The 16,381-nt window shown below is 72.6% G+C and carries 14 protein-coding genes; 5 read left to right on the top strand and 9 right to left on the bottom strand.

Translation table 11 applies throughout. The features are described 5' to 3' along the window. The first annotated feature begins 9 nt into the window (after nucleotides 1-9). The gene (locus ACFQO7_RS36540; protein WP_376810688.1) at nucleotides 10-1,710 is read left to right on the top strand and encodes a glycerol-3-phosphate dehydrogenase/oxidase; all 1,701 of its coding nucleotides are present in this window, start codon (nucleotides 10-12) and stop codon (nucleotides 1,708-1,710) included. Between the two features lie 19 nt (nucleotides 1,711-1,729). Then, nucleotides 1,730-3,187 carry a M1 family metallopeptidase gene (locus tag ACFQO7_RS36535; RefSeq protein ID WP_376810687.1) on the top strand — a complete coding sequence of 486 codons (1,458 nt, stop codon included), beginning with the start codon at nucleotides 1,730-1,732 and terminating at the stop codon, nucleotides 3,185-3,187. Nucleotides 3,188-3,308: 121 nt separating this feature from the next. On the opposite strand, the gene ACFQO7_RS36530 is transcribed toward ACFQO7_RS36535, so the two are convergent. The 3 genes from ACFQO7_RS36530 to ACFQO7_RS36520 form a co-directional block, all read right to left on the bottom strand. Continuing rightward, nucleotides 3,309-4,637 carry a chloride channel protein gene (locus tag ACFQO7_RS36530; protein WP_376810686.1) on the bottom strand — a complete coding sequence of 443 codons (1,329 nt, stop codon included), beginning with the start codon at nucleotides 4,635-4,637 and terminating at the stop codon, nucleotides 3,309-3,311. Nucleotides 4,638-4,695: 58 nt separating this feature from the next. Next, nucleotides 4,696-5,610 (bottom strand): DUF5996 family protein, encoded by a 915-nt coding sequence (locus tag ACFQO7_RS36525; protein ID WP_376810685.1) that lies wholly within the window; start codon nucleotides 5,608-5,610, stop codon nucleotides 4,696-4,698. A 183-nt stretch (nucleotides 5,611-5,793) separates the two neighbouring features. Then, complete coding sequence (locus ACFQO7_RS36520; protein ID WP_376810684.1) at nucleotides 5,794-6,459, bottom strand: class I SAM-dependent methyltransferase; 666 nt, start codon at nucleotides 6,457-6,459, stop codon at nucleotides 5,794-5,796. Between the two features lie 188 nt (nucleotides 6,460-6,647). Here ACFQO7_RS36520 and ACFQO7_RS36515 point away from each other — a divergent pair, with 188 nt between their 5' ends. Then, the gene (locus ACFQO7_RS36515) at nucleotides 6,648-6,851 is read left to right on the top strand and encodes a cold-shock protein (protein ID WP_144124622.1); all 204 of its coding nucleotides are present in this window, start codon (nucleotides 6,648-6,650) and stop codon (nucleotides 6,849-6,851) included. A 70-nt stretch (nucleotides 6,852-6,921) separates the two neighbouring features. Here ACFQO7_RS36515 and lon read toward each other — a convergent pair whose 3' ends face one another. From lon to ACFQO7_RS36500, 3 genes are all read right to left on the bottom strand, one after another. Beyond that, on the bottom strand, nucleotides 6,922-9,273 hold the full coding sequence (gene lon, locus ACFQO7_RS36510; RefSeq protein WP_376810683.1) for an endopeptidase La: 2,352 nt from the start codon (nucleotides 9,271-9,273) through the stop codon (nucleotides 6,922-6,924). A gap of 223 nt (nucleotides 9,274-9,496) precedes the next feature. Continuing rightward, nucleotides 9,497-10,324 (bottom strand): hypothetical protein, encoded by an 828-nt coding sequence (locus ACFQO7_RS36505; protein ID WP_376810682.1) that lies wholly within the window; start codon nucleotides 10,322-10,324, stop codon nucleotides 9,497-9,499. Nucleotides 10,325-10,352: 28 nt separating this feature from the next. Then, nucleotides 10,353-11,582 carry an MFS transporter gene (locus tag ACFQO7_RS36500; protein ID WP_376810681.1) on the bottom strand — a complete coding sequence of 410 codons (1,230 nt, stop codon included), beginning with the start codon at nucleotides 11,580-11,582 and terminating at the stop codon, nucleotides 10,353-10,355. Nucleotides 11,583-11,682: 100 nt separating this feature from the next. On the opposite strand from ACFQO7_RS36500, the gene ACFQO7_RS36495 reads away from it, so the two are divergent. Then, complete coding sequence (locus ACFQO7_RS36495) at nucleotides 11,683-12,768, top strand: DUF5937 family protein (RefSeq protein ID WP_376810680.1); 1,086 nt, start codon at nucleotides 11,683-11,685, stop codon at nucleotides 12,766-12,768. A 3-nt stretch (nucleotides 12,769-12,771) separates the two neighbouring features. Here the strand turns inward: ACFQO7_RS36495 and thrS are convergent, their stop codons facing one another. Next, nucleotides 12,772-14,040, bottom strand: coding sequence for a threonine--tRNA ligase (gene thrS / locus ACFQO7_RS36490; protein ID WP_376810679.1), 1,269 nt, complete (start codon nucleotides 14,038-14,040; stop codon nucleotides 12,772-12,774). Between the two features lie 226 nt (nucleotides 14,041-14,266). On the opposite strand from thrS, the gene ACFQO7_RS36485 reads away from it, so the two are divergent. After that, nucleotides 14,267-14,653: a DnaJ family domain-containing protein gene (locus tag ACFQO7_RS36485; RefSeq protein ID WP_376810678.1), complete on the top strand. Its 387-nt coding sequence runs from the start codon at nucleotides 14,267-14,269 to the stop codon at nucleotides 14,651-14,653. A gap of 58 nt (nucleotides 14,654-14,711) precedes the next feature. Here ACFQO7_RS36485 and ACFQO7_RS36480 read toward each other — a convergent pair whose 3' ends face one another. Continuing rightward, nucleotides 14,712-15,986 carry an arginine deiminase gene (locus tag ACFQO7_RS36480; RefSeq protein WP_376810677.1) on the bottom strand — a complete coding sequence of 425 codons (1,275 nt, stop codon included), beginning with the start codon at nucleotides 15,984-15,986 and terminating at the stop codon, nucleotides 14,712-14,714. Between the two features lie 175 nt (nucleotides 15,987-16,161). Then, the coding region (locus tag ACFQO7_RS36475; protein WP_376810676.1) for a hypothetical protein at nucleotides 16,162-16,381 on the bottom strand (220 nt) is incomplete at its 5' end.

Here is a 16,381-nt window from a genome sequence, read left to right as displayed (position 1 = left end):
GGGCCACCGATGGACGTCGTCGCGCTTTCCGCTGAGTCGCGCCGCCAGGCGCTGGCCGACATGGCCGCTCGTGAACTGGACATCCTCGTCATCGGAGGCGGCGTGGTCGGCGCCGGCGCGGCGCTGGACGCGGTCACCCGGGGGCTGACCACGGGCCTGGTCGAGGCGCGGGACTGGGCCTCCGGCACGTCCAGCCGGTCCAGCAAGCTGATCCACGGCGGCCTGCGCTACCTGGAGATGCTGGACTTCGGACTGGTCGCCGAGGCGCTGAAGGAGCGGGCGCTGCTGCTCACCCGGCTCGCCCCGCACCTGGTCAAGCCCGTGAAGTTCCTGTACCCGCTGACGCACCGGGTGTGGGAGCGGCCGTACGTCGGCTCGGGCGTGATGCTGTACGACACGATGGGGCTGGGCACCGGCAGCGGCCGCGGGGTGCCGCGCCACCGGCACCTGAGCCACCGGCGGGCACTGCGCGAGGCGCCGTGCCTGAAGAGGGCCTCGCTGGTCGGCGCGGTGCAGTACTGGGACGGCCAGGTCGACGACGCCCGGCACACCATGACCGTGGTGCGGACCGCGGCGTCCTACGGCGCGATGGTCGCCAACCGGGCCCGGATCACCGAGTTCCTGCGCGAGGGCGAGCGGGTCGTCGGCGCGCAGGTCGAGGACGTGGTCACCGGGGAGATGTACGAGATCCGCGCGCAGCAGGTGATCAACGCGACGGGTGTGTGGACCGACGAGACGCAGCGGATGGCCGACACCCGCGGGCAGTTCCACGTGCGCGCGTCCAAGGGTGTGCACCTGCTGGTGCCGCGCGACCGCATCCAGTCGCGCACCGGGCTGATCCTGCGCACCGAGAAGAGCGTGCTGTTCGTGATCCCGTGGGGGCGGCACTGGATCGTCGGCACCACCGACACGGACTGGAACCTGGACCTGGCCCACCCGGCGGCCACCGCCAGCGACATCAGGTACATCCTGGAGCACGTGAACTCGGTGCTGGTCACCAAGCTGACCAAGGCCGATGTCGAGGGTGTCTACGCCGGGCTGCGGCCGCTGCTGGCCGGGGAGTCCGAGGAGACCAGCAAGCTGTCCCGGGAACACCTGGTCGGGCACCCGGTGCCGGGGCTGGTGGTGATCGCCGGCGGCAAGTACACGACGTACCGGGTGATGGGCAAGGACGCGGTCGACGAGGCGGTGCGCAATCTGGACCAGCGGGTGCCGGAATCGATGACGCACGAGGTGCCGCTGGCCGGGGCCGAGGGCTACAAGGTGCTGTGGAACCGGCGGCACCTGCTGGCGCAGGAGTCGGGGTTGCACGTCGTGCGCATCGAGCACCTGCTCAACCGGTACGGATCGATGATCCACGAGTTGCTGCGGTTGGTCGCCGATGATCCGTCGCTGGCCGAGCCACTGCCGGGGGCGGACGACTATCTGGGCGCGGAGGCGGTGTACGCCGCGTCGCACGAGGGTGCGCTGCACGTCGACGACGTGCTGGCCAGGCGTACCCGGGCGTCGATCGAGACCTGGTCGCGCGGGGTGCAGGCGGCCCCGACGGTGGCCCGGCTGATGGGCGGGGTGCTGGGCTGGTCGGACAAGGAGATCGAGCAGGAGATCGAGGTCTACACCGCACGGGTGCAGGCGGAGCGGCAGTCGCAGGAGGAGCCCGACGACGAGTCCGCCGAGGAGGTTCGGCTGGCCGCACCCGATCTTGGTTGAGCGCGCTTAATGTGATTTCATGCGAATCGTCCTAGTAGTGCGTGATGTCAGGATTTGGAGCGCCGGGCTGCTGGCGGGCGCACTGCTGCTGGGCGGGTGCACCGGTTCGCCGCCGCCCGCGCAGCCGGGGCCGATGGGCCTGGAGCCCGGACTGGAGGCAGAAACCCCGGCCGAAGTCGATCTCGCCGGGGTCGGTGATCCGTACTTCCCGAACTACGGCAACGGCGGCTACGACGTCGCGTCGTACGCGCTGAGGGTGAAGTTCGACCCGGCCTCCGGCCGGCTCGACGGCACCGCCACCGTCAAGGCCAAGGCCACCGTGCCGCTGGACCGCTTCCACCTCGACCTGATCGGCCTCACCGTGGACTCCGTGGTGGTCGAGGGCGACCCGGCCGAGGTCAAGCGGGACCGCGACGAGCTGGTGATCACTCCGACCAGGCACATCGACTCGGGGCAGGCGTTCACCGCGGTCGTCAGATACCACGGCAATCCGGGGGAGAGCCCGGAGCGCGACGCCGACCACAACGGCTTCTACGTCGGGCGTGACAGCGCCGTCGCGGTCGGCGAGCCGCAGTCCGCGGCGGCCTGGTTCCCGGTCAACGACCACCCGCGCGACAAGGCCCTCTACACCATCGACGTGACCGTGCCGAACAAGCTCAGCGGGCTGAGCAACGGCGTGCTCAAGGGCAAGAAGACCGACGGCGACTGGACCACCTGGAGCTGGGACGTCACCTCGCCGATGGCCTCCTACCTGGCGACCATGGTCGTCGGGGACTACCGGGTGACGCAGACCCGGCACCGGGGCAAGCCCGTGATCTACGCGGTGGCGTCGAGCGTCCCGGTGGGCGAGGCCGACCGCAACCTGGCGCGGACCACCGAGGTCGCCGACTTCCTGGAGAGCCTGTTCGGGCCGTACCCGTTCGACGCGTACGGCGGCATCGTGGTCGGCGACAACCGGGTATCCGACGAGCTGGAGAACCAGACCCGGCCCATCTACCTGCCCAAGACCTGGGAGAAGGGGCCGGACACGATCATTTTGGCGCACGAGCTGGCCCACCAGTGGTTCGGCGACAGCGTCTCGGTGCAGTCCTGGCGCGACATGTGGCTCAACGAGGGCTTCGCGACGTACGCCGAGTGGCTGTGGGACGAGCACCAGGGCGGGCGCACCGTGCAGGAGCACTACGACCGGCGGTACAAGGACCGCAAGGACCGGATGTGGCGGGTGCCGACCGCCGATCCCGGCAGCGACGGCATCTTCTCCAGCAGCGTGTACGAGCGCGGCGCGATGACCCTGCACGCGCTGCGCAAACTGGTCGGCGACGACAGGTTCTTCACCATCATGCGCACCTGGACCGCCGAGCAGCGCGACGGCAACGCCAGCACCGCCGAGTTCGTGACACTGGCCGAACGCGTCGCGGGCCGCCCCCTGAACGCCTTCTTCCAGCCCTGGCTCTACGGCAAGACCCGCCCCGAATAACACCCCGCCGCGCGCGGCGCGGCCGTCCCCTGCCGCAACTCTTAAAGAGTCGCGCCTTCGGAAAGCCCGATTGGGCGCGACTCTTTAAGGGTTGCGGCAGGTGGGTGGGCGGTGGGTGGGGTCAGGGGTTGAGGGGGGCGTGGTTGATGCCGTGTTCGGCGAGTTGTTCGGTCATGTAGGCGACGACGGTGGCGATGAGGACCACGGGGGTCATCGCGAAGCCGAGCGGGCCGAGCAGAAGCACGACCAGGACGACGGTGCTGACGGGTAGGGGCAGCATGGCGACCGTGGCGGCGGCCATGCCTGCGGCCATCGCGGGGACCGCGCCGAAGCCGGGCAGCGGGGCGGCCAGCGCGCCGAGCACGCCACCCAGGCTGACCGCCGGGAAGATCGGGCCGCCGCGCAGCGCCGCCAGGGACAGCGCGTAGCCGAGTCCCTTGAACACCAGCAGGGCAAGCAGCGCCGCCTCGGGCCAGGCCCGGGGGTCGGCGGCCAAGGAAGCCAGCGTCTGCTGGCCCGACAGCGCCACCTCGTCCGGGGAACGGCCGGTGAGCAGGGCGTACGCGGCGGCGCAGACGCCCACGCCGAGGGCGGCGAGCACCGTCGTCGACAGTGGGCGGGCGGCGACGCGGGGGGCGACCTGCTTGGCGAGGCCGCGTACTCCCCGGATGCCGATCGCGGCGACGACCGCGACGGGCAGTGTCCACAGCAGGTCGCCGATGTCGGGCCGGACGGCGCTGCCGGGCGGGATGGGCAGGGTCAGCGAGCCGATCGGCAGCCCGGACCACAGCCCGAGCCCGGTGAACACGATCGACCCGATACCGGCCGCCAGCAGGCACGGGATCACCACGGCGGACAGGGCCACACCACTGAGCTGCACCATCTCGATCAGCAGGACGGCCGCGACGATCGGGCTGCCGAAGATGGCGGCGATCGCCGCCGCCGCGCCCGCGCCGCTGACGATCAGCGCGCGCCGGTTGCCGGGGGAGATGCCGAACGCGTGCGCGGCCAGCAGGGCCAGTCCGCCGCCGCCGGCGATGAGCGGGGCCTCCGGCCCGAGCACCGCGCCCAGCGGCAGGCTGATCAGCGCGGCCACCAGCACCCAGGGCAGTTCCGAGGCGCTCGGCGGCGGGCCGCCCAGACCGTCGACGGGGGTGTGCCCGCCGCGGCCGGGAGCCCAGCGGGCGACCGCGCCGACGCCGAGCCCGGCCAGGGCCAGCATGGGCAGCGGCCACCACCAGGGCGGCTGGTCGCCGCCGGTGAGCGCCTGGGGGATGGTGTGCCACACCTGGTGCTCGGCGGCGTGCAGCACGGCGAGGAATCCGAACGCGATCAGCGACACCGGCACACCCACCAGCCCGGCGATGCCGAGCACGCGCAGGTACTCCGGGTGCCTGATCAGTTCGAGGGCGCGGTCGCGGGCCTGCTGCTGTGCGGGCGTTTCCGACATGTCATCACGCTAGGCGCTGCACCGGAAACGCGGGCGCGGATGGCGCAGCGCCCGCCGCTCAGACCCCGGCCGGGACCTCCAGGGCGTGGCGGTCCCAGTTGGCCAGCTCGGCGTCGGCCTCGTAGGTGCACTGCAGGAACGACATCAGCACCGCGTCCGGATCATCGGCGGTGCGCACCACCTCGTACGGCAGCAGGAACTCGCCCAGCTCCGTGTCGTAGCGGGCCCGTTCCGGGGAGATCGGCCAGTCGCGGAAACCGGGCGGCTCGGGGTAGGCGTACGCGTAGAACGCGCCCTCCGTGCCACCGCCGGGCCAGAAGCCGCAGCTGCTCACCTCGTGGTCGTAGGCCAGCCGGCTGACCCGGTCGGGGCAGTTGGGCACCCCGCCCGGATGCCGCGGAGCCGTCTCGCCGGAGAAGCGGGTCACCGCGAGGTCCAGCGCGCCCCAGAACAGATGCACGGGGCTGACCTTGCCCTGGAAGCGGGCCCGGAACGCGGTGAACACCCGGTGCGCCTGGACCATCGCCAGCCAGAACCGGTGGGCGTACTCCGGGTCGTAGGCGCAGTGCTGCTCGTCCTGCGCGAACGGGATCGCCACCGGGATCTCCACCGGGCGGGCCATGATGTCGACCGGCATGCCGAGGGAGTCCAGGGACTGCATCACGGCGGCGTAGAAGTCGGCGACGCTGCGCGGGCGCAGTTCGACCTCACGGTGCTCGCCGCCGGTGGTGTGCAGGTGGAGCACGTGCCGCTGGAAGTCGAAGGTGATCTCCAGCCCGGCCGAGCCGTAGGGCATCAGCGAGGTGGTGAAGCCCCGTACGTCCACGTACAGGGGCACCTGCCACCACTGGTTGATCATGGGTTCGAGCGCGAGCCGCACCTTGCCCACGATCTGGGTCCACATGTGCAGGGTGTCCCGCGTGTCCTTCCACTCGGCCAGCGGCAGCGCCGGCCAGACTCCCTTGCTGGTCATGGTCTCAGCATGCCGGAGCGGCCGCCGGTGCGCCGGGGGTTCGCGGCAGTGGCCTGCCGCCGCCGCCTGCATAGACGTTGGCCTATCACATCGAACCCGAGTGCCGAAAATTCGATGCAATAGGCCAGCGTCTATGTGAAATCGGGTGTGCCGGGCGGTGCGGTGGGGCCGTGGACGGGCTGCTCAGCCGCCGAGCCGGAACACGTTGATCCGGCTCAACTGGGAGTCGATGAAGGTCAGCGCGCTCCCGGCGTCGTACGTCGCCACCTGCACGAGTTCTCCCGTGGGCAGGTGGTCGCGGCCGGGGTCGCCGACGTACACCGTCGCGCCGCGGTCGGCGGCCCGGCGCAGGAACGGCAGTACCCGGGCGGCCATCTCGTCGCTGTAGAAGACGTCGCCGGCCAGCACGAGGTCGGCGTCGCCGCCGTCGCCGTCGAGCAGGTCGCCCTGTCGGCCTGTCACGGTCACCCCGTTGGCCCGCGCGTTGAGCGCGACCGCGGCGATGGCGTACGGGTCGATGTCGTTGGCGGTCACCGTGGCCGCCCCGGCCAGCCCGGCGGCGATCCCGGCAAGGCCGGAGCCCGCCGCGAGGTCGAGCACCCGGCGTCCGCGCGCCACCTCGGGATGGTCGAGCACATACCGGGCGACACCCTGGCCGCCGGCCCAGGCCGAGGCCCAGAACGGGGTGGGCATGGCGCGTCCCGCCTCGGCTTCCATCCGCGCCCACCACACGATCGCGTCGACCGCGAGGTGCAGGCGGATCTCGGGCACGAGGGGCACCTGGGTCAGGCTGAGCCGGTCGAGTCCGTCACTCTGCGCCGGTAGCGTTTTGTCCTGAAGGTCGTGCATTGCGCAATCAACGCGACCTGTCACTCGCCCAGCATGCCCGATCCGGTGCTCGATCGGTCGCAGAATCGCCCTGTTCGTCGGCAAAAGTCATCCTTCCCGTGCATGGCGCGCTAGGGTCAGCGGTTGTGGGGCAATGGCCGCACCGCGCAGTGCGGTGCGGGGCAGTCGACGGCCCCTGAGAGGGATTCATGGCAACCGGCACCGTCAAGTGGTTCAACGCTGAGAAGGGCTTCGGCTTCATCGAGCAGGACGGCGGGGGTGCGGACGTGTTCGTCCACTACTCCGCCATCTCCGGTGGCGGATACCGCGAGCTCCAAGAGGGCCAGCAGGTCGAGTTCGAGGTCACCCAGGGCCAGAAGGGCCCGCAGGCGGCCAACGTCCACCCGCTCTGATCAGCGCAACAAAGGGCGTCCCCGCCACCGTACAGGTGGCGGGGACGCCCTTTCCGTTCACCCCCGAGCGTCACGCCCCGGCCAGGGCGGGCTCGGCCGGCGTGACCGGACCAGCCTGCGTCACCTCGGGCTCGACCGGCCGCAGGGCCAGCGCCAGCACGTCGGCGACATCGGACAGCACGTGGATCGTCAGACCCTCGCGCACGTCCGCCGGCACGTCGTCCAGATCGGGCTCGTTGCGGGCCGGGATGATCACCTCGGTGAGGCCCGCCCGGTGCGCCGCCAGCAGCTTCTGCTTGACGCCGCCGATGGGCAGCACCCGCCCGTTCAGCGTGACCTCGCCGGTCATGCCGAACTCCGGCCGGACCGGACGTCCGGACGCGAGCGACGCCAGGGCGGTGACCATGGTGATGCCGGCGCTCGGGCCGTCCTTGGGCACCGCGCCCGCGGGCACGTGCAGGTGGATCCGCCGCCCGGCCAGCGCGTTGGGGTCCAGCCCCAGCTTGCGGCCGTGCGAGCGCAGGTACGACAGCGCGATGTGCGCCGACTCCTTCATCACGTCGCCGAGCTGGCCGGTCAGGGTCAGCCCCGGCTCACCGTCCATCGAGGTCGCCTCGATGAACAGCACGTCGCCGCCCGCTCCGGTGACCGCGAGTCCGGTCGCGACACCCGGCGTCGCCGTGCGCTCGGCCGACTCCGGCGTGAACCGGGGACGGCCCAGGAACTCCTTGAGGTTGCCGTTGTCGACCTGCACCCGCGCGCTGTCGCTCGCCTGCTTCACGGCGACCTTGCGCAGGATGCGGGCCAGGGCGCGCTCCAGTTGGCGTACGCCCGCCTCGCGGGTGTGCTCGGCGGCGATCGCGCCCAGCGCGCCGTCGCTGATCGACACCTCGTCGGCGGTCAGGCCGGCCCGGTCGAGCTGCCGCGGCAGCAGGTGGTCCCGGGCGATGGCGACCTTCTCCTGCTCGGTGTAGCCGTCCAGGGTGACCAGCTCCATCCGGTCCAGCAGCGGGCCGGGGATGGTCTCCACCACGTTCGCGGTGGCCAGGAACAGCACGTCGGACAGGTCGAGGTCGACCTCCAGGTAGTGGTCCCGGAACGTGTGGTTCTGCGCCGGGTCGAGCACCTCCAACAGGGCCGCGGCCGGGTCGCCGGCGTACCCCGCGGAGATCTTGTCGACCTCGTCCAGCAGCACCACCGGGTTCATCGAACCCGCCTCGCGCAGCGCCCGGACCAGGCGGCCCGGCAGCGCGCCGACGTAGGTGCGCCGGTGGCCGCGGATCTCGGCCTCGTCGCGCACGCCGCCCAGCGACACCCGGACGAACTTGCGCCCGAGCGCCCGTGCGACGGACTCGCCGAGGCTGGTCTTGCCCACCCCGGGCGGACCGGCCAGGGCCAGCACCGCGCCGGAGCCGCGACCGCCCACCTGCTCCAGGTTGCGGGCCGCCCGGCGGTTGCGCACCGCCAGGTACTCCAGGATGCGGTCCTTGACGTCGTCGAGGCCCGCGTGGTCGGCGTCCAGCACCGCCCGCGCCGCGGCGAGGTCGGTGTTGTCGTCGGTACGCACGTTCCACGGCATCTCCAGCACCGTGTCCAGCCAGGTGCGGATCCAGCTCGTCTCCGGGGAGGCGTCGCTGGCCCGCTCCAGCTTGCCGACCTCGCGCATGGCCGCTTCCCGCACCTTCTCGGGCAGATCGGCGGCCTCCACCCGGGACCGGTAGTCGGCCGAGCCCTCGGGCTCGTCCTCACCCAGCTCCTTGCGGATCGCGGCCAGCTGCTGGCGCAACAGGAACTCGCGCTGGGACTTCTCCAGACCCTCGCGCACCTCGCTGTTGATCTTCTCGGAGACCTCCTGCTCGGCCGCGTGCTCCCGCGCCCAGCCGACCAGCAGCTCCAGCCGCGCCGTCACGTCCGGCGAGCCGAGCAGCTCCACCTTCTGCGCCAGCGTCAGCCACGGGGCGTACCCGGCCGAGTCGGCCAGCTCGCTCAGGTCGGTCATCCGCTCGACCGCGTCGATGATCTGCCACGCGCCGCGCTGCTGCAGCTCGGCGGTGACCAGCGCCTTGTACTCGCGGGCCAGCTCCTTGGCGCGGCCGGCCGGTTCCGGCTCGGTGACCAGGGTCGCCTCGACCCACAGCGCCGCACCCGGTCCGGGCACGCCCGAGCCGATGCGGGCACGGGTGACACCGCGCAGCACGGCGGCACGCTCTCCGCTGGGGAGGCGGCCGACCTTCTCGATCACCGCGGTCACGCCGTACGTGCCGTACTCGCCGTCCAGCCGCGGCACGGCCAGCACGGTCTTGTCACCGGACGCCCGCGCCGCGTCGATCGCGGCCTGGGTGTCCGGCTGGAGCGCCACCGCCACCACGTTGCCGGGCAGCAGAACGGCGTCGTCCAGGGGAAGAACGGGGAGTGTGGTCATCGTCGACACCTGCCATTCTGAACTTGAGTCTTACCCACTCAAGTCCAGGACGACCTTGGTTGTTCCCTCAACCAAACGGTGTGACCCACGCCACTCCCGCGTTCGCCGCGCCTCGCGCTTGCTCAAGATCGTCCGACTTGCCGGGCAGGCGTGCGTATCTTGAGCGCGGATACGCACAGGTGCCTGGCAAGTCGGACGATCAAGGCCAACCCCGGCGGGCGGGTCAGCAATTCCCGCGCGGGATGTACAGCGGGCGGTCGGTGTCCTCGGCCGCGTGGGCGGACGCCGCCGCGCCGACGAGGGTGGCCTCCGCGTGACTCGCCGAGGCGGGCGACGGGACCACGGGCGCAGCGGTCTCGGGCACGGAGTGGATCTCGGGACCACCCTGGGCCTCGGACGTGGCCTGGACCGGGGACGTGGCCTGGGCCTCGGGCGCGGCCTGGACCGGGGACGCGGCGGCCGGTTCGGGACGCGCGTCGGCCTCGGCCGTGGGGCTGACCTCGATGATCGAGTGAGTCTCGGGCACCGCGTCGGTCTCGGTCGAGCTCGCTGCCGGGGAGGTAGTCGCCTCCGCCGCGCCGGCCGCGGCCATCATCGCGGCGAACTCGTCGGCCTCGGAGTGCCCGGTCGGCTGAGCGGCGGGCAGTGCCGCACCGTACGCCTCGGCGCTCAGGATCCCGGTGGGCTTCGGGGCGAGCAGGCCGATCGCCAGGCCGGTGATCACGGGCATCACCGCGTACGACGAGGCGACGTCGGAGAAGTAGACGTCCAGCCCGATGTTGAACGCGCCGCCCAGGTACAGGCCCAGGTCACCGGCCGTGGTGACGGCCGCCCAGACGAGACCGACGAGCACGCCCTCGGGGCCCGCCGCCGTCGGGCGCTTGCGCAGGTAGCGGATGGCGAAGCCGAGCACCAGTGCGACCATCGTGGTCAGCTTGATCGACTCGTACAGAGCCTCGTGCTTGCCCTCGGCGGGCAGCAGGATCAGCGAGATGCCGACCATGCCCAGCCACACCGCCAGTCCGTACCCGAGCACGCGCGACGACTTCATGGGCGATTCCTCCTCGAAAGCGGGGTTCCTACCCTGCTAACCGCGTGGAGCGCGTCGAGGTCGCTACCACCGAGCCCGCGGCCAGCAGCGTCATCGCGGCCAGCCCACCCCACATCGCGCCCGGACCGGTGGTGAGCAGCCACGTCAGCAGCGCCGGAGCGAGCGCCATGCCGATGCCGGTGGACAGCTGGAAACGCGACAGCGCCCGGCCGAGGGAACCCGCGGGTGCGCCCGCGATGACCAGGGCGGTGGCGCTGCCCGCGTACAGGATCTCCCCGGCGGTGAAGACGACGGCGCACAGCGCGATCGCGATCGGCCCGGCGTCGCCGCCGAGCGTCCCGGCACCCCAGAAGCCCACGTACGCCACGGCCAGCAGCACGCCGGAACCGGCCAGCACCCGGTGCCGCGGCACCCGGGCGAGCCACACCACCAGCGCCACCTGCGTCGTGATCACCAGGACGGTGTTGCCGACGAAGATGCCCGCCGACCACGCGGGCGACGCGTGCAGGTAGGTCAGCAGCAGCGCGGGCAGCGCCACCTCCAGCACCGAGAAGTTGGCCGCGTACGGCAGGTTCGCCACCAGCAGCGGCCGCAGGTACGCCAGCTCGCCTCGCGTGCCGCCGGACGGGGCGGCGGGCGCTGCTGTCGCGCGCAGGCGCATGCCCCACGCGCCGATGCCGGAGGCGAGGTAGCCGAGGGCGCTGATCGCGGCGAGCCCGCGCAGCGCCGTGTCCCCGCCGCCGACGGCCGCGGTGGCCACCAGCGCGCCCACGCCGAGCGCGGCGTTGCGTAGCGACCGGCCCGCGGCCAGCGCGGCGTCGCGCTCCCGGCCGGTGGCGAGCGTGGCCACCACCGCGGCATGCGCTGCGGGCCAGGCCTGGCTGCCCAGGCCCAGCAGCAGCGCCCCGATCGTGAACCCGGCCGGGGTCGGCGCGGCCACCAGCAGGGCCGCGCCCAGCGCGCGGACCAGCAGTGTCGTAGCGACCGGCGTCGACCGTGCGCCGCGGTCCAGCCAGCGGCCGGCCGGTGGCAGCGCGGCCAGCCCGGCCAGCAGGCCCACGGTCACCGCCAGGCCCGCGCCGCCGGGGCTCAGGCCGACCGCGGTCAGACCGTAGAGCAGCAGGAACGGCCGCAGCATGCCCGTGCCGAGCGCGTCCACGGCCAGCACCGCGGCATAACGCGGCCCGCCGAGGCGGCGCAGCAGGGACGTTCGCGCCGGTACGGCCGGGGGCGCGGGGGTGGGGGAGACGAGGGTCATGGCCGGCACCGTGCGCCCGCCCGGCCGCCGCGGGCACGTGGGTTGACGGAGGTCGTCAATCGGCGCGGCCCGGCCGTGGCGGTGGTGCCACCATGGCGTGGTGAGCCTGACCATCGACGTCACCGGCCTGCCGCCGGAGCGGTACGTCTTCGCCCCCTCGCCGCTCGGCGAGCTGACCGCGGTGCTGCACGCCCTGGTCGAGCCCGCGCACCACCCGGCGCTGCACGGCTTCGTCACGGCGACGCTGTCGGCGCTCAAACCCGAGCTGGCCGAACGGATCTTCGAGGCGGACCAGCTCTGGCGCTCGGCACGCGCGGAGTTCCTGCTGCCCGCCCGGCCGCGCGCGACGCTGGCACAGGAGCTGGACGACGTGGACGCGCTGTCCGACGAGACCTGGGTCGCCGGCGCGCTGATCGCCACCAGCTGCGGCGCGATCACGCAGGCCCGTTTCGGCTCCCCGCTGCACGACCCGGCGGCCCGGCAGCGGGTCCGGGAGCTGGCCCAGGCCCGCGGCCCGCAGCACGCCGACTTCACCGAGCGCCTGCTCGCCGACCCGCCCGCAGTACGGGCTCGCGTGCGCCGCCTGCTGGAGGACTGCCGCGACGAGTTCTTCGGCGAGGTGTGGGCCCGGGTGCAGCACGGCCTGGCCGCCGACGCCCGGCACAAGGCGGACCTGCTGGCCCGGCACGGCCTCGCCGCCGCGCTGGGCGCGATCTCGCCCGCGCTGTCGCTGAGCGAGGACGGCGGGCGCATCGTCGTCGACAAGCTCAGCGACGGCTGGACCAGCGCGGTCGGCGACGGGGTGACCTTCACTCCGACGGCGTTCGGCCGCCCGCACCTGGTGGCGGTCTACGCGCCGGGCTGGCGGCCGGTGGTGCAGTATCCGGCCACCGAACCCGGCGTGCCCGAGGCCGTGCCGCTGGAGCTGGTGCAGCGGCGGCTGGAGGCGCTCGCCCACCCGGTGCGCCAGCGGCTGGCCCGGACCCTGTCCCGCGGCACGCACACCACCACCGAACTGGCCCGCGCGTGGCAGCTCACCGACCCGGAGGTGTCCCGGCACCTCGCGGTGCTGCGCAAGGCCGGGCTGGTCGAGGTGAGCCGCCGCGGCCGTTACGTGCTCTACCGGCTCAACCTCGCCGCCTGCGCCCGCCTCGGCGCCGACTTCGTCGAGGCGGTACTGCGCTGACGCCTACGGCAGCAGCTCCCGCGAGCGGCTCGCGACAACGCCGCTGACGAGCGCCAGCGCTTCGGCGTACGGCATCGGCGGCAGCTGCCGCCCGTCGCGCAGCCGCAGCGACACCTCACCCGACTCGGCCTCCCGGGACCCGATGACCGCCAGGTACGGCACCTTGCGCTGTGCCGCCTCCCGGATGCGCAGCCCGAGCGACCCGTCGAGGCTCACCGACGCCCGCAGCCCGGCGCGTAGCGCCTGCTCGGCGAACGACCGGGCCGCCCCGTCCTGGGCCTCGCCGACCGGGGCCACGGCCAGCTGCACGGGGGCGTACCAGGCCGGGAACGCGCCCTGGTGCACCTCCAGCAGGTGCGCCATCAGCCGCTCCATGCTGCCGACGATGCTGCGGTGCACCATCACCGGCCGGGCCGGACTGCCGTCGCGTTCGGTGTACGACAGGTCGAACCGCTCCGGCTGCGCGAAGTCCACCTGCACGGTGGCCAGGGTCGACTCCCGCCCGGCCAGGTCCCGCACCTGGATGTCGATCTTCGGCCCGTAGAACGCGGCCTCGCCCGGCGCCTCCTCGAACGGCACCCCGGCCTGCACCAGCGCGTCGCGTAGCAACGACTCGGCCCGAACCCAGTCCGCGTCCGCGCCGAGGTAGCCCGCGCCCGGACCGCGCAGCGACAGCCGGTAGCCGTCGGCGGCGAAGCCGAGCGCCGGGTGGATCCGCCCGCACATGGCCAGGACCAGCGCGACCTCCGCGCCGACCTGGTCGAGCGAGCAGAACACGTGCGCGTCGTTGAGCGAGATCGCCCGGACCCGGCTCAGCCCGCCGACGACGCCGGAACGCTCGGCGCGGTACATGCCGCCCAGCTCGGCGACGCGTACCGGCAGCTCGCGGTAGGAGCGGCCGCGCGAGCCGAACACCATCGCGTGGTGCGGGCACAGGCTCGGGCGCAGCATCAGCGCCTCGGGGTCGTCGGCGGCCGCGCCGGGGTCGTCGGACATCGCCGGGAACATGTCGTCGGCGAACTTCGCCAGGTGCCCGGACCTTTGGTACATCTGGCGTTTGGCCAGCGGCGGGGAGTACACGTGCTGATATCCGGCCAGGCGCTCCTCCTCGCGTACGTACTCCTCGATGGCGTGGCGGGCGGCGGCGCCGGCGGGCAGCCACAGCGGCAGCCCCGCGCCGATCATGGGGTCGGCGTGGTAGATCTCAAGGTCGCGGCCGAGGCGGCGGTGGTCCTTCACGGTGTGCTCCTGGGAGTGAAACGGCCGGGGCACACGGGGGCGGATACGCGTCGGCCCCGGGGCGTGTGCCCCGGGGCCGACGGTCGACTGAAAGATCAGCAGGTCAACGCGTACGAGCGCCGGGACGTCCCGGCGTCGTCGTGCTGACGGAGTGCTGATGCATGAGGAGCACGATAGCGCCGAACCGCTGCCCGGGGGCAAGCGATTTCCGTCGCCGAGCTACATTCGGCTTCAGGAGTCGATCATCCGGAGGTGGGCGATGGCGCACTGGTACGAGTCGAGCATCGACCGGCAGATCCGTGAGGCGGCCGAGCGCGGCGAGTTCGACGACCTGCCCGGCACGGGCAAGCCGCTGCCCGGCGCGGGCGAGGTGCTGCCCGACGACTGGTGGCTGCGCGACCTGGTCCAGCGCGAGAACCTGTCCGCCGCGATCCCGGCGACCCTGCTGCTGCGCCGCGACATCGAGGACCTGCCCGACGCGGTCGCGAAGAAGACCTCCGAGCAGGCGGTCCGTGCCTACGTCGCCGACCTCAACACCCGCATCGCCCGCGCCCACCGCGGCGAACTCGCGGGCCCCGCCATCGCCCTGGCTCTCGTCGACGCCGACGACACCGTCCGCCAATGGCGAGCCCACCGCACCCGCTGATAAGGAAGGGCACCTTCACAACGCTATGCGTTGTGAAGGTGCCCTTCCTTTCGGGCGGTCAGGGGTCGCGCAACAGGGGGCAGGTCATGCAGTGGCCGCCGCCGCGGCCCTTGCCGATCTCGAAGCCGTCGATCTCGACGACCTCGATGCCCGCCTCGCGGTACCGGCGGTTGCTGTAGACGTTCTTCGAGTACGCCACGACCACGCCGGGCGACAGCGCGACCACGTTGTTGGCGCAGTCCCACTGCTCGCGCTCCTGCTGGGCCTCGTCGCCGCCGGTCGTGATGACCCGCAGGTCCTTCTCGTGGGACAGCCCGATGGCGTGCGCGACGGCGGCCAGGAAGCTGTCCTCGGCGGTGACGTCGAGCGTGCCGGCCTTGTCGCCGGGCCGGATGCTGTACGCCGTCGTCCCGTCGATCACCTTCGGGTAGACCGTGACCGTGTCGCGGTCCATGAACGTGAAGACCACGTCCAGGTGCATGAACTGGCGCTTGCGTTCCAGCTGCACCGCGATGATCCGTTCGGCGGCGCCCTTGGCGAACAGCCGCTGCGCCAGGATCTCCACCATCTGCGGGGTGGTGCGCTCGCTGATGCCGATCAGGACCGTGCGGTTGCCGACCGGCATCACGTCGCCGCCCTCGATCGACGAGCGCCCGAAGGACTGTATGTCGAACTCGTCGTGCTCGTCCTCGCCCGCGTCCGGGAACCAGAAGTTGATCTTCTCCTGGCGGAACATCGGGTGGAAGCGGTACACCGTGCCCAGGTTGACGGTCTCCAGTTGGCGCGAGGGCCAGTACATCGGGTTCAGCGAGACGCCCTCGTAGATCCAGCACGAGGTGTCGCGGGTGAACAGGTGGTTGGGCAGCGGCGGCAGGATGAACGACGAGCCGACCGTGGTCGCCACGGCCAGCGAGCGCGCGGCCAGCCGGTCGTCGTCGGCGAAGCGCATCAGCTCGGCCCGGGTCACCCCGCCGGTGAGGTGCGTGGCGAGCGTCTTCGGGTCCATGTTGGCCAGCGCCTCGCGCACCGCGTCCACCATGGCCGGACCGACCGTGTACGGGCTGACGGTGTGCCCGATGACCCACTCCCGCGCCTCGGGTGACGCCAGCGCCTGGGTGAGCAGGTCGTGCAGCAGGAACACCTCGACGTCGCGGGCCCGCAGCTCGGCGACGAACTGGTCGTGCTCCTGCTGCGCCCGCTCCACCCACAGCACGTCGTCGAACAGCAGCTCTCCCCGGTTGGACGGGGTCAGCCGGCGCAGCGCGAGGTCGGGCCGGTGCACCAGCACCTTGCGCAGCCTGCCGACCTCCGAGTGGACTCCGAATCCGGTCATCGCGCGCTCCTCCGCCGCAGCCCGCCCACCGCCCTTGCCGCTGCCCCGAATGTTACGTCCGTTTCACGTCCTTCGCGTCCGATCACCGATTCGCGAAACGGCGCCCGAAGCGAAGGAAGGGCACCTTCTACAACGCTCCGCGTTGTAGAAGGTGCCCTTCCCATCATCGAAGGGACTAAGGCCGAGGTCCGGTCCGGGTCGCCGGGTGGTGGCCGGTCGGCTGCGTCGCCGCGGCCGGGCCGCTCGGCGACGGGCTGGGCGCGGCGACCGGCGCGAGGCTCGGCGCGTGGCTGGCGGCCGGGCTGGCCGCCGCGGCCGGGGCCCGGCTGGGCGACGGGCTCGGCGCGGCCGACGGGGTGCGGCTGGGCGACGGGCGGACGGCCGCGGCCGCGTCC

Origin of the sequence: Catellatospora aurea, from assembly GCF_042663325.1 — a bacterium.
Lineage (GTDB): Bacteria > Actinomycetota > Actinomycetes > Mycobacteriales > Micromonosporaceae > Catellatospora > Catellatospora aurea.
This window is presented reverse-complemented; position numbering and strand designations above follow the sequence as displayed.

Bases quoted from the DNA above. Each gene is read 5' to 3' on its own strand.
- ACFQO7_RS36540 (WP_376810688.1), top strand. From the start codon at position 10: ATGGACGTCGTCGCGCTTTCCGCTGAGTCGCGCCGCCAGGCGCTGGCC.
- ACFQO7_RS36535 (WP_376810687.1), top strand. From the start codon at position 1,730: ATGCGAATCGTCCTAGTAGTGCGTGATGTCAGGATTTGGAGCGCCGGG.
- ACFQO7_RS36530 (WP_376810686.1), bottom strand. From the start codon at position 4,637: ATGTCGGAAACGCCCGCACAGCAGCAGGCCCGCGACCGCGCCCTCGAA.
- ACFQO7_RS36525 (WP_376810685.1), bottom strand. From the start codon at position 5,610: ATGACCAGCAAGGGAGTCTGGCCGGCGCTGCCGCTGGCCGAGTGGAAG.
- ACFQO7_RS36520 (WP_376810684.1), bottom strand. From the start codon at position 6,459: ATGCACGACCTTCAGGACAAAACGCTACCGGCGCAGAGTGACGGACTC.
- ACFQO7_RS36515 (WP_144124622.1), top strand. From the start codon at position 6,648: ATGGCAACCGGCACCGTCAAGTGGTTCAACGCTGAGAAGGGCTTCGGC.
- lon (WP_376810683.1), bottom strand. From the start codon at position 9,273: ATGACCACACTCCCCGTTCTTCCCCTGGACGACGCCGTTCTGCTGCCC.
- ACFQO7_RS36505 (WP_376810682.1), bottom strand. From the start codon at position 10,324: ATGAAGTCGTCGCGCGTGCTCGGGTACGGACTGGCGGTGTGGCTGGGC.
- ACFQO7_RS36500 (WP_376810681.1), bottom strand. From the start codon at position 11,582: ATGACCCTCGTCTCCCCCACCCCCGCGCCCCCGGCCGTACCGGCGCGA.
- ACFQO7_RS36485 (WP_376810678.1), top strand. From the start codon at position 14,267: ATGGCGCACTGGTACGAGTCGAGCATCGACCGGCAGATCCGTGAGGCG.
- ACFQO7_RS36480 (WP_376810677.1), bottom strand. From the start codon at position 15,986: ATGACCGGATTCGGAGTCCACTCGGAGGTCGGCAGGCTGCGCAAGGTG.